This window comes from Aquabacter spiritensis (assembly GCF_004346185.1).
Lineage (GTDB): Bacteria > Pseudomonadota > Alphaproteobacteria > Rhizobiales > Xanthobacteraceae > Aquabacter > Aquabacter spiritensis.
The window spans coordinates 85,654-98,330 of the sequence record NZ_SMAI01000019.1 but is presented as its reverse complement, the minus strand read 5'-3'; the positions used below and the strand labels follow the sequence as shown (position 1 = coordinate 98,330).

Here is a 12,677-nt window from a genome sequence, read left to right as displayed (position 1 = left end):
CTTATGCCGACGCCGCGACCGGGCTGAGCGTCACCCAGCGCGCCCTCACGGTGACGGCGGTTGGCCAGAGCCGGGCCTATGGCGACGACAATCCGCCGCTCACCTATGTCGTGGGCGGTGCGGGCCTGGTGAATGGCGACAGCCTGGCCGGCGCGCTGGCCACGGCGGCGGGCGCGGCCTCCAATGTCGGCGGCTACGCCATCACCCAGGGTACGCTGGCGGCCTCTTCGAATTATGCCATCACCGCTTTTGCGCCCGGGACGCTGACGGTGACGGCCCGTCCGCTCACGGTGATCGCGAACGATCAGAGCCGACTTTTCGGCGACGCCAATCCGCCGCTCACTTATGTCGTCGGCGGCGACGGGCTGGTGAACGGCGATGCGCTCTCGGGGGCCCTGGTCACGACGGCCGACCCTGCTTCGCTGCCGGGCGCGTATCCGATCCTGCAAGGAAGCCTCGCCGTGTCGCTGAACTATGCCCTGACGTTCGATCCGGGGGAATTGACCGTCACCGCGCGCATGACCAGTCCCGCGCTCCTCGCCGCGCTGCTGCAGCCGACCTTCGTCCAGACCGGCGCGGCGGATCAGACCGGCGGCACCGTCGTCACCTTCATGCCGGTCGGCGGGGCTGCGGACACGAGCGGGGGATCGGACGGGACAGGCGGCGGAAACGATGCCGCGAACGATGACAGCATCGTCTATAGTCCCCGGCTGAAGCTGAAGTTGAACTGAGCGATGCGCCGTCCCACCCTCCTTCCGGCCGGCCTGTGCCTCGCCGTCGCGCTTGTCGCCACCCTCGTCGCGGCGAGCGGTTCCGCTTGGGCACAGGGCCGCGCGGCGCCGCCGATCGAGCGCAACCTGCCGCCGGTCCTGTCCGGGGAGGGGCGGCTTCTGATCGGGCCGCAGGATCTCGGCATCAGCTCGGACGACACCCCGTTCGGCGTCGCCCTCGTCGGCTTGCGCCTCGTCGGGCCGAAGGACAGCCTCGCCGCTGCGACGCGCCGCGGCATCGCCATCGGTGCCGTCGGCGACATGCCGCACGCGGCCCTCGATCGGGCCTTGGCGCCGTTTCTCGGCCGGCCGATGTCGCGCAAATTGATCGGCGAGATCCAGGCGGAAATCACCAAGCTCTATCGCGCGGACGGGCATCCCTTCGTGTCCGTCACCTTGCCCCCGCAGGAGATTACCGGCGGCGTGCTCACGCTGCGGGTGGTCGAGTTCCGCGCCGGCGGGGTCGAAGTCCGGGGGGGCCCGGCGGAGCTGGCGCAGCGGGTGCGGATCGTGCCCGGGCAGCGGATTGCGGCCGAAGCCCTCGACGAAGACATTGCCTGGCTGAACCGGTATCCCTATCGGTCGATCAGCGGCGTGTTCGCGCCGGACGATGAACTCGGCTTCAGCACGCTCACCCTCGAGGTCACGCCGCAGAAGCCGTGGCAGGTGTTCGCCGGATGGTCCAATACCGGCACGCGGGCGACCGGCTATGACCGCTATTTCGCCGGTTTCGGGGCGGCTTTGCCGCTGCTGCCGGACAGCTACGTGTCGTATCAGGCGACCGGCAGCGCCAATTTCTGGACTGACCCGGGCAGTGTCGGAACCGGCCCCAGCCAGCCGGACTATTACAGCCAGGCCGGCCGCGTGGTGATCGGCCTCGGCGACCGGCAGAGCCTCGAAATCGTGCCGAGCTATGTCGCGACGCGGCAATCCGGCCTCATCCCGGTCTTCGACTATACCAATGCGACGCTCGAAATCCCGGTCTATTACCGCACCGCTATCTCCAATTTCATGCCGGGGATCTTTCTCGGCGACCTGATCCTGGGCGCCTCCTTCAAGAGCGTGGCGCGCTCCAGCTATTTCGACGCCGTCGGGGTCGGCGGCGCGGATGCCGGGATATTTGAACTGATCCTCGGCTGGGCGGTGTCGAAGGCCGATCCCTATGGCGTCACCAGCCTCGACCTGCGGCTGCTCGGCAATCCCGGCGGGGTGGTGGGCGGCAATGACCGAGAGAGCTGGCTCGTCTATAGCGGCGGGCGCGTCAGCGACATCGATTATGTCTATGGCATCGCCGATCTGTCGCGCGTCACCCGGCTGCCGGCGGGCTTCAGCTGGGTCACGCAGTTTTTCGGCGTGGCGGCGGGCCAGGCTTTGCCCGATACCGAGCAGATCAGCCTCGGCGGGCTCTACGCGACGCGCGGCTATACGCTCGACGACGGCAATGCCGATACCGGCTTCTTCTGGCGCAACGAGCTGCGCACGCCGGCCTTTTCTCTTCTGTCGGCGCTCGGCGCGAGCGGCGTGACGGACCAGCTCTCGCCCTTCGCCTTTCTCGATCTGGGCTGGGGCTATAATTACGCCTATGACGGCGTCCTGGGGCGCATCGGCAGCTACGATGTCAGCATGGCGGGTGCCGGGGCGGGCTTCGATTACGCCATCGCGCGCAATCTGACCGCCACCTTCGTCGCCGGCATTGCGCTGACCGAGGCCGGATACACCTCGCCCGGGGATCTCACCGTCCAGGGGCGGATCGCGGTCAGCTATTAGGCCGGGGCCGCACGCCACCCGAAACCCGCGGCCCGTCTGACGCGCGACACAGCGGCGGATTCGTGCGGCCGCCGCGGCGCGGGCCTGCGCCGTCACGCCTGTTGCACTGCAGCAGCGGGCCTTGTAAGTGAGGCGCATTCGTCAGGACCCGGTGAAAAGCCGGGTGGCTCTTCCGGCCGCCGAACCGCCGGACAACCCCTATGACATCTCGACGCCGCGGCGCGCTGCGCGCCGGCGTCCGTCACATGCGGGCCCATCTCATGCTCACGTCTCCCCTGCGCTCCTATCTGCGCCAATGGTTCGGCAATGTGCGGGGCGACGTTCTCGCCGGCATCGTCGTCGCGCTCGCGCTCATCCCCGAGGCGATCGGGTTTTCCGTCATCGCCGGGGTCGATCCGAAGGTCGGCCTTTATGCGTCCTTCGCGATCGCCTGCGTCTCCGCTTTCGTCGGCGGCCGGCCGGGCATGATCTCGGCCGCCACCGCCGCGACGGCGGTGGTGATGGTCAGCCTGGTGCGCGACCACGGGCTGAACTATCTGTTCGCGGCGACCATCCTCATGGGCGTTCTGCAGATCGGCGCGGGCTTCCTGAAGCTCGGCCGGGTCATGCGCTTCGTCTCGCGCTCGGTCATCACCGGCTTCGTCAATGCTTTGGCGATCCTCATTTTCATGGCGCAGCTGCCGGAACTGATCGGGGTCTCGGTCGAGACCTATGCCATGGTCGCGGCCGGGCTCGCCATCATCTATCTGTTTCCCCTGGTCACCAAAGCGGTGCCCTCGCCTCTGGTGGCGATCGCCGCGCTGACCGTCTTCGCCTGGGGAACGGGCATGGAGCTGCGCACCGTCGCCCATCTCGGCGAGCTGCCCTCCAGCCTGCCGACCTTTTTGCTGCCGGACGTGCCGCTGACCTTCGAGACGCTGCAGATCATCTTTCCCTATTCGGTCACCCTTGCCGCGGTCGGCCTGCTGGAATCGCTGCTCACCGCCCAGATCGTCGACGACATGACCGACACGATGAGCAATAAGAGCCAGGAATGCATCGGCCAGGGCGCGAGCAACATCGCCGCGGCCGTCCTCGGCGGCATGGGCGGCTGCGCGATGATCGGCCAGTCGGTGATCAACGTCTCCTCCGGCGGCCGCGGGCGCCTGTCGTCCTTCGTCGCCGGGACGTTCCTGCTCTTCCTGCTCCTCATCCTGGACGATCTGCTGCTGATCATCCCCATGGCGGCCCTGGTGGCGGTGATGATCATGGTCTCGATCGGCACGTTTTCCTGGCGTTCGCTCCTGAGCCTGCGGACCACGCCCTTGCCCTCCACCGTGGTCATGCTGGCGACAGTCGCCACCGTGGTCGGCACGCACGATCTCGCCAAGGGCGTGCTGGTGGGCGTGCTGCTCTCGGGCGTGTTCTTCGCCGGCAAGGTGGCGCGGCTGGTGGCGGTGGCGCGCGCGGAGGAAAGCGGGCGCACCGTCTACCGGGTGACGGGGCAGATCTTCTTCGCCTCGGCCGAGACCTTCCTGCGCGGCTTCGATTTCGAGGCCAGGCCTCGCGAAGTGCTGATCGACCTCACCCAGGCGCATTTCTGGGACATCACCGCGATCGGCGCGCTCGATAAAGCGGTGCTGAAATTCCGCCGCAGCGGGACGCAGGTGACGCTCCTCGGGCTCAATGCGGCGAGCGCCACCATGGTCGAAAAATTCGCGCTCCACGACAAGGACACCCCCGCCGCGCAGCCGCTTCACTGATGCGGCGCGGCGGGCGTCGGTATCGCTGTCGCTACGGCGGCCCGATTATCGGTCCGCCGCCGCGGCCGTCCGCTGCGCGGCGATGTGCCGGGCGCAGAGGCGGCCGGAGATGAAGGCCCAGTCGAGATGGTGGCCGTGGCCCTCCAGAAGGAGGCCGCCTTGGCCGACAGAGCCCACGGCATAGAGGCCGGGAATGCGCACGCCGTCGGCGCCGATCACCGCGAAGGTCTCGTCGATCCTGAGCCCACCCTCGGTGAAGACGACATAGGTCCGCACCGGCCCGAGCGCATAAAACGGTCCGGTCCGGATCTGCGGCCGCGCCGCGCCCAAGGCGGCATTGTGCGCGGCGATGGTCTCCGCAAGGGCCGTCGCGGGCATGCCGAGCCTCTCCGCCAGGCCCGCGAGGTCCGGCGCCTCGGCAAAGATGTCGGGCCGGCAGCGGCGGTAATCGTCGACATAGGCATAGGCGATGCCCGGCGCAGTCGAGACGAAATACGGCCAGCCGGAGAACTTCGTCGCCAGATGCTGGTCGAAGACGATGTACGCGTCCTTGCCCGGCTGATCGGCGAAGGCCTTTGCGGGCGAGGACAATTCGTCGGTGAAGCGCCTGCCCGCCCGGTTGACCAGAACCGCGCCCTCCTTGAACAGAGCGGGGGAGGGCCCGAGCACGGTGGTCAGGAATTTCATCAGAAACGGCCGAAGGACGACCTGCGGCAGCGTTCGGGTGGCCCAGGCGATGAGATGGGCGACCGGCCGTAGCGGCGGCAGACGCTGGATCAGATTGCGCCGCGTCGGCGGCACGAAGCGCAGGATGGGGCCGCGGATGATGTCGCCGTTCAGCACTTCGGCGCCCAGCGCGATCGCCATGCGGTGGCCGTCGCCCGTCGAGGTCGGGGCGACGCCGTCCACCTCGGCCATTGCGGGGGAGGAGAAGGTCCGCTTGAAATCCGCAGCGGCGCTGAAATCGCCCGTGGCGAGGATCACCCCGTGTCTGGCGACGAACCGGCGCACCGTGCCGCCCGTGTCGGCGTCTGCGCCGACGACCCGGCCGTTTTCCGTCACCAGGCGTTCGATCCTGGTGCCGAGGCGGATCTCGACACCCTGCCGCCGGCAGGCGCGCTCCAGATGATAGGCGAAGGCCGCGCTGCTCGGCACCACGTTCAGCATGCGCGGCGCGCGGTGGGGCGGGTCGGGCATGGGGCCGGTGAAGACGATGCCGAGCCGGGTCAGCCAGTCGACCATCTCGGTCGTGTGGTCGACCAGGATCCGGCGGAGCCGCAGATTGTCCCGCGGCGCGAGCCCGCCGGCATGGTGGCCGAGATCCTCGAAATGGGCCTCGACGCTGTCGGCGATGCCGGCGGCGATCTGGTGGGGCGTGTTCACGGCCGTCACCGTGCCGACGCACCAATTCATCATGCCGCCGGTCCCGTCGGCCTTTTCGAGCAGAATGGTGCGCAGCCCGAGCCGCGCCGCCTCGCTCGCCGCCGCGAGCCCGCTGGCGCCGGCGCCGACGACGAGGAGGTCGGTCTCGATCGTTTCCGGCGGGGCGCCGGCGGGGGTCGCCATCGTGGTCATGCGGTCGCTTCAATCCACCTGCGAGGGATCGCCGGCGAATTCCGCCGCGCAATAATAGCCGCCCTGGAACAGGGCGGTGACGGCGCCATGGCCGGTCGGACGTTCCGCGAGCCCCGCCGCATGATCCTCGGCGCTGTCCTGCGGCACGTAGCCGATCTTGTCCGCGTCCGGATTGGTCCAGAAGGCGCGGGGATTGGCGGAGACGCCATAGAGCATGAGGTAATGATAGCGCGGCGCCTCGATGCAGCGCGCGACGAGGCGGGCGAAATCGTCCTCGCTGATCCAGACGCTGAGGTGACGCAGATCCTCCGGCCGGGGGCGCACCACGCCGATGCGGATGCAGGCGACGGCGAGGCCGTATTTGTCGGCATAGAGCCGGCCCAGCGCCTCGCCGAACACCTTGCTGACGCCGTAGCGGCTGTCCGGCCGCGGGGCGACGTCGTTTCCGATGACCGCGTCGCGCCGGTAAAAGCCGACCGCATGGTGGGAGGAGGTGAAGACGACGCGCTCCACGCCCTTCTCCCGGGCCGCCTCGAACAGATTGGCGACGCCCATGATGTTCTTGTCGAAGAGGACGGTCCAATCGGCCTCGACGGCCTGGCCGGCAAGGTGGACGACGCAGTCGATCCCCTCCAGCGCGGCCGCGATCGTGGCCGGATCGGTGACGTCGAGGCGGCACACCTCTTCGTCCGGCCCGGCCTCCAGCGGCACGATGTCCGCCAGCCGCAGCACCTGATAGCGGCCGGCGAGCTTCCGGCGGAGCACACGGCCGACGCGGCCCGTCGCGCCCGTGACGAGCACCTTGTGCGGCAGCGGGCCGGCGGTTTCGGGGAGACCAAGCAAGGGCCTATTCCACCTTGATGCCGGTGTCGCGGACGATCTGGCCGAGCCGCTTGATCTCCGCCTTGATGAAGGCTTCGAATTCCTTCGGCGGCATCGGCGCGGGCTCGGCGCCCAGGGCCTGGATCCGCTGCCGGACCGCGGGCTGGGCGAGCACCAGCTTGGTCTTCTCATAGAGCGCGTCGATCTGCGCCGGGTCCATCTTCGCCGGCGCGACGAGGCCGTACCATTCGTAGATTTCGAGGCCCTTCAGGCCGGCTTCCATGGCGGTCGGCACGTCGGGCAGTTCGGGCGAGCGCGTGGCGCTGGTCACCGCCAGCAGGCGCAGCTTGCCGGCCTTCACATTGGCGATGGCGGACGCCATGGAGATGAACAGCACCTGGGTCTGGTTGCCGAGCACCGAGGTCATGGCCGGGCCCGCGCCCTGATAGGGCACCGGCAGAAGGTCGACGCCCGTGAGTTTGTTGAACTCGGCAAGCGCGAGATGGCCGGGCGTGCCGAGGCCGGCAATGGCCGCGTTGAGCGTGCCGGGCTTCGCCTTCGCAAGCGCGATCAGCTCCTCGACCGTGTTGGCCGGCACGGAGGGGTGGACCACCAGCACATAAAGGCCCTTGGTGAGCAGGGTGATGCCGGCGAAGTCGGTTTCGGCATTGAACGGGATGCTGGGATAGATAGCCGGGTTGATGGCGAGATTGCTGGTCGCCATGCCGATCGTGTAGCCGTCCGGCGTCGCCTTCGCCGTGGCGTCGAGACCGATATTGGTGCCGGCGCCGCCGCGATTTTCCACCACGAAGGGCTGGTGCATCTGCTCCGAAAGCCCCTGCGCCACGAGCCGTCCGACCGCATCCGCCCCGCCGCCGGGCGGATAGGGAACGATGATGCGCACGGCGCGGCTGGGATAGGCGGTCTGCGCCGCGATCGGCGGGGCGAGCGCGAACAATGCCACGACACACAGGCCGATGGCCGCGACCGTGTTCAGGATCTTCATTCTTGCCTCCCTGGTTCTTGGTTCTTCTTCAGGGGATGAGGCGTTCCGCCCTCAATTGCCCGAAGATCTTCTGGAACATGGCGCCACTGTCGATCGCCTCGCAGAACCCCGCCTGGCGCAGGCGGACGGTGTCGGCGATCACGTCATACGTGCAGGCGAGGCGGGAATTGGGCGGCTGATATTCGCCGAGGCTCCAGCGCGGCAGCCGGTCATAGGGAAACGGGGCGAGCCGGTGATCGCGTACGAGGGCGTCCCAAACCGGCTTCTGCTCTTCAAAGAATGCGGTGAGCGAGGCGCCGCTCGGCCCCCCCGGCTTCAGGCCGAAAAAGGCGGCGATGGACGGCCAGAGCGTCTGCCAGCGGAAATAATCGCCGTTATTGATATTGAAGGCGCGGTTGCGGCCCTGCGCCAGGGTCGAGACATGGATGGCGGCGCGGGCGAGAAGGCCGGCATCCGCCACCTGGAACAGGCTGCGGAAGGCGGCGTCGGTACCGGGGAATGCGAGCGTGTCTCCCAGCGCCCGCTGCATCGAGGCATAGACCGCCACGGCGCTCGCCACATTCACCGGATTTCCGGCCGAGAGGCCACAGACCGAATGGGGCCGCAGCGTGGTCCAGGTCCAGGCCTGTCCCGCCTGGCGCGCCTGGATCATGTCTTCCTCGGTGTAATAGAAATCGCAGCCCGGCACGCGCGGGTCGGTTTCCTTCGCCGGTGTTGGGAAAGGGCCGAGATGGCAGCCGTAATATTTCATCCCCTGGATGAAGTTGATGTTGGTGAAATGCGGCAGTGTCTCCAGCCCGTCGAGCAGCGAGCCGATCATCTCCTTGCGCGCCTCGGCGGAAGGCGAGTTGGCGCAGTAAAAGACATGCGTAACGGCGCCGAGATCGGCCAGTGCGGCGTGGGTCCGCGCCCCGTCGTCGAGGTCCACCGGCAGATGAAAGAGGCTCTGCACGGGCGTTCCGGATGCGAGCTGCGGCACCCTGCGGGACAGGGCATGCACCCGCCATCCGGCCCGGAGGAGCTGCTCGCACAAGGGAGCGCCGGTGACGCCGGTGGCGCCGACGACGAGCGCGACGGTCATGTCGTTTGTTCCATTGTGCCAGTCGTTCTCATATCGCTGGATCGGCGTTCCGGGGCGGCGGGCGAGGGGCTCACTCCAGCGCGATCTTCGCTTTGGCGGCGATGTCCTTCCACGTTCCGATCTCCCGCTCGACCGTGTCGGCGAGCTCTTCGGGCGTGGAGGACAGCATCACGATGCCGGGGCTCTTTTCCTTGATGTCGGCCCGCCCCGCGAGTTTGCGGGCCTCGTCGCGCCATTTCGAGACGGCGATCTTCGGCATGCCCTTCGGGCCGATCAACGCCCACCATTCGGCGGTGACCAGATCGGGATAGCCCAATTCCTTGAAGGTCGGGACGTCCGGCACGGCATCGGAGCGGGAGGCGGAACTCACGGCGAGGGCGCGGATCTTGCCGGCGCGGATCTGCGGTACGGCGGTGGTAAGCGAGGCGATCATGATCTTCACATGACCTGCGATGAGATCGGCCATTGCCGGCGCGCCGCCTTTATAGGCGACGTGCTGGATGTCGATGCCGGTCGCGAGCTTCAGCATTTCGCCGGTGAAATGGGTGTTGGTGCCGGTTCCCGACGAGGCATAGCCCTGGCCGGGGTCGGCCTTCGCCCGCGCCACGAAGTCCTTGAACGTCTTCGCGGGGTACGCGGCGGTCACCACCAGCACGTTGGGCACGCTGGCGATCATGGAGATGAATTCGAAATCCTTCACGGAATCGAACGGCAGCTTCGCGTTCAGGACCGGATAGGTGGCCAAGGCGCCGGTGAGCAGACCGATCGTGTAGCCGTCGGGCGCCGCCTTGGCGATGAGGTCGGTGCCGATGAGACCGCCGGCGCCCGCCCGGTTGTCGACCACCACGGGCTGTCCCCAATCGCGATTGGCGCTCTCGCCGAGCTGGCGGGCGAGGAAATCGGTGGTTGCGCCGGGGGCGAAGGGGACGATGAGCCGGATCGATCGGGTCGGATAGGCCTCGGCGGGATCGGCGCTCTGGGCCTGTGCCTGCACGCCTGACAGCAGTGTCAGCAACGTCGCGGCCAGCGCGCCGCGAACGAATAGCGCCGGAGTTCTCATGGTCGGTCCTCCCTGTGCGGCTCTCTCGTCGGAGCCTTTGCCGGGCGATCCGCATGCCAAGCGGCGCGCCCCCGCGACGGCGTTGGCGCGCCGGCGCAGTTTGAAAGTCGACCGTAGCAATTTTACGATACCGCAGACAATACCATAATGCGGGTGATTTGCGCCTCCGGGACCGATTGCGGGGATCGGGTGGACGCGCAATTGCGCGTGCCATTTCTTGGCTCTCCAGCTGTACCAAGCCATCATCTGCGATGATCGGGGGGAGGCTGCGTCCGGAAAGGGCCAAAGTTGCCGGATCGATTCCGGCTATGTGAGTGGAAAGAGAGGCGTTCGAGCGATGTCGGACGCCTGCGTTCGACGCGGCGAACAGGATGACGCCCACGGAATTGAACGCATCGCGTCATGGCGGCCCGACCGGCGCGCTTACGTGAAAGCCGGCTGCGGGAATGAGATCGGCCCGGCGTGGGCAGCTCGGCGCCGGCTGACGGTCAGCCCGGCTCCGCCGAGACCCAGCCGAATTCCGTCGACAGACGATCGGCCGCCTGGCGGACCAAGCGGGCTTTCTCCTGCAGGGTCTGGATCGACAGGCGCCAGATCGGACCGGAGATGCCGATGGCGCCGACGGCCTGCCCGGTGAAGTCCCAGACCGGCGTCGCGCAGCAGCGCACCTCGGTATTCAGCTCGCCATCGTCGAAAGCGGTGCCGTTGCGGCGGACATTGTCGATTTCCCGCACCAGAAGATCCGCGTCGGTGAGAGTCTTCTGGGTGAAGGGCGCGAGGGTCGCCGTCTTCAGATAACGGTCGAACTGGGGCGGGGTCATCGCCCCGAGAAGCGCTTTGCCGAGCGCCGTGCAATGGGCGGGCCGCACCGCGCCGGCGCGCGATACCATCTGGAACACGCCGTCTCCCGCCCGCTCGGCCACGATCAGCACCTGGTTGCCCATGCGCACGGCGAAGTGAGAGGTTTCCCCGGTGTCGTGACAGAGATCCTCCAGCACCGGCGTCGCGAGGCTGACCATCTCGATCTCGTCCAGCGAGCTCGCCGCGAGCGCAAACAGGGGGCGACCGATCCGGTAGCGCTTGCTGTCCTTGATCTGCCGCACATAACCGAGCGAAACCATGGTCTTGACGAGATGGAACGTGGTGCTGTTGTGAAGCTGCACGCTCTTGCTCAGTTCCGCGAGGCTGATGCCGTCGCGGTTGCGCGCGATCTCCTCCAGGATGGAAAAGGCGCGCGCCAGCGATTGCACGCCGCCGCCCTTGGTCTCGTCGTCGCGCACGGGGGCGACATCTTCAACCGCGGCTTGCTTGGAGGCGGCAGTGCGGGGCAAGGCCATTCAATCCTTTGCAGCAGGGGAGGGCATCCCCTTATCTCTCATGGCGCCACCTCGCTTTCAAGTCGTGGTGTCCGCGGCGGCTACACCTCGGACATGTTACAGTCGGGTCGCCCCGGGACGTGTCTCCGGCGCAGCGAGGATTTCGGCGAGGCGGCTCACGTCGGAAAGCCGCGCCACGCCGAGGATCAGGTCCAGCGCCTCCCGCGCCCGCCGCGGGGGGAAGATCAGTTCGGCATTGCGCAGGAATTTCTCCATCATCTCGGTCTCCGACAGCGGCCTTTGCGGCGATCCGCGGTCGATATCCTCGCGCACCGTGAAGCTGCGCCCGTCCGTCGCCCGCACGCTCACTGCGCCGCCATAATGCGCGGGAAAGCTCGTTTCCGGGTCGGCGGCGTAGGTCACCTTGTCCGCCAGAGCCAAGATTGCCGGATCCGTCAGCCGGTCGGGGGCGATGTCGGCGAGCGTGAAGCCGCCGGTGAGGAAGCCGGTGGCGGTTGCGAAATAGGCGCTGAACTGGGCAGTGTAGCCGTCCGCGGGCCGCCGCTTGGCGTCGCGCGGCTCGCAGACGGTGGCGATGGCCGCCTCGGGCACCAGCACGCGGATTTCCGCCACCTTGTCCGCGGAAATCCCGCTCTCGCGTGCCGCCCGCGCGGCGGCATCGATGAGCGGAATGTTGAAATAGCAGGCGGCGAGGGGTTTTACGGAAATGTCCTGGAGCAGCCAGCGGGCGCCGAGGTCGGCGGTCGCGCGGGCATAATCGAAGCCGCCTTCCACCGCGCCGAGATACAGCCGATAGAGGCCGAAGCGCCCTTCATAGGGCATAAGCGGGCCGGTGAAGCCGCCTTTGGCTAAAGTGGCGGCGGTGATGCCGGCCGTCGCGGCCCATCCCGGATGGAACCGCTTGGTCCAGGCCATTTCGGTGGTGAATTCCTGATTGCCCGCCGCGGCGCTATAGGCGATGCCCTGCGCCATGGCGAGCCGATGGGCGTCGAGCCCCAGCAGCCGGCCCGCCACGAACGTGCCGCCGAACACCCCAATGACGCCCGAGGGATGGAAGCCGCGCTTCTGAAATCCGCCCTGCGCCACCGCACCGAGGCGGATCGCGCCCTCGAGGCCGGCGATATAAGCGGCGAGCATCTGGGCGCCGGACGCCTTCAGATGGGCCCCGAGGGCGAGCGCGCCGGGGACGCAGGCGGAACTCGGATGGACCCGGCCGTAGATCGACGTGTCGTCGAAATCGATGCCGTGGATCAGCATGCCGTTGACCAAGGCGGCATCGCGCACCGTGAGGCGTTCGGCCGAACCGATGACCGGGCTCGCGCCCCGCTCAACCTCGGCCAGTGCGGCGGCGGCGATGTGGCCGAACGACAGCGACGCGGAGGCCAGTGCGACGCCGATCGAATCCATCAGCAGGAGTGTGGCGCGATGGCGGACGGCGGCATCCACGCGGTCGAGGTCGAGCCCCGCCACGAACGCGCCGAGGGTCTCGGAAATGGTGGGGGCGGCCATGGATCTCG

10 protein-coding genes and 1 other annotated feature are annotated in these 12,677 nt (G+C 67.9%); of the genes, 3 read left to right on the top strand and 7 right to left on the bottom strand.

Annotated features, from left to right (window positions below; all coding sequences use genetic code 11):
* The 3 genes from EDC64_RS23650 to EDC64_RS21810 form a co-directional block, all read left to right on the top strand.
* Window positions 1-731 (top strand): MBG domain-containing protein (locus EDC64_RS23650; protein ID WP_274594963.1); only part of this gene is annotated, 731 nt, incomplete at its 5' end.
* Between the two features lie 3 nt (window positions 732-734).
* A complete protein-coding gene (locus tag EDC64_RS21815) occupies window positions 735-2,537 on the top strand; it encodes a ShlB/FhaC/HecB family hemolysin secretion/activation protein (protein ID WP_132035586.1) in 1,803 nt (600 codons plus the stop codon).
* Window positions 2,538-2,678: 141 nt separating this feature from the next.
* Window positions 2,679-2,734 (top strand) — a sequence feature (sul1 is cis-regulatory element that is thought to sense ions involved in sulfur or methionine metabolism; They are found in Alphaproteobacteria).
* Window positions 2,735-2,797: 63 nt separating this feature from the next.
* Window positions 2,798-4,279 carry a SulP family inorganic anion transporter gene (locus EDC64_RS21810; protein ID WP_132035608.1) on the top strand — a complete coding sequence of 494 codons (1,482 nt, stop codon included), beginning with the start codon at window positions 2,798-2,800 and terminating at the stop codon, window positions 4,277-4,279.
* Between the two features lie 45 nt (window positions 4,280-4,324).
* On the opposite strand, the gene EDC64_RS21805 is transcribed toward EDC64_RS21810, so the two are convergent.
* From EDC64_RS21805 to EDC64_RS21775, 7 genes are all read right to left on the bottom strand, one after another.
* Window positions 4,325-5,854 (bottom strand): FAD-dependent oxidoreductase, encoded by a 1,530-nt coding sequence (locus tag EDC64_RS21805; protein ID WP_245504834.1) that lies wholly within the window; start codon window positions 5,852-5,854, stop codon window positions 4,325-4,327.
* A 9-nt stretch (window positions 5,855-5,863) separates the two neighbouring features.
* Window positions 5,864-6,697, bottom strand: coding sequence for an NAD-dependent epimerase/dehydratase family protein (locus EDC64_RS21800; RefSeq protein WP_207916159.1), 834 nt, complete (start codon window positions 6,695-6,697; stop codon window positions 5,864-5,866).
* A 4-nt stretch (window positions 6,698-6,701) separates the two neighbouring features.
* Window positions 6,702-7,682, bottom strand: coding sequence for a Bug family tripartite tricarboxylate transporter substrate binding protein (locus tag EDC64_RS21795; RefSeq protein ID WP_132035584.1), 981 nt, complete (start codon window positions 7,680-7,682; stop codon window positions 6,702-6,704).
* A gap of 28 nt (window positions 7,683-7,710) precedes the next feature.
* On the bottom strand, window positions 7,711-8,763 hold the full coding sequence (locus EDC64_RS21790) for an SDR family oxidoreductase (RefSeq protein WP_132035582.1): 1,053 nt from the start codon (window positions 8,761-8,763) through the stop codon (window positions 7,711-7,713).
* A gap of 70 nt (window positions 8,764-8,833) precedes the next feature.
* Window positions 8,834-9,823, bottom strand: coding sequence for a Bug family tripartite tricarboxylate transporter substrate binding protein (locus EDC64_RS21785; protein WP_165933857.1), 990 nt, complete (start codon window positions 9,821-9,823; stop codon window positions 8,834-8,836).
* Window positions 9,824-10,311: 488 nt separating this feature from the next.
* Window positions 10,312-11,160, bottom strand: a complete 849-nt coding sequence (locus EDC64_RS21780; RefSeq protein WP_132035576.1) for an IclR family transcriptional regulator — start codon at window positions 11,158-11,160, stop codon at window positions 10,312-10,314.
* Between the two features lie 96 nt (window positions 11,161-11,256).
* Window positions 11,257-12,669 (bottom strand): MmgE/PrpD family protein, encoded by a 1,413-nt coding sequence (locus EDC64_RS21775; RefSeq protein WP_165933856.1) that lies wholly within the window; start codon window positions 12,667-12,669, stop codon window positions 11,257-11,259.
* Window positions 12,670-12,677: the final 8 nt, after the last annotated feature.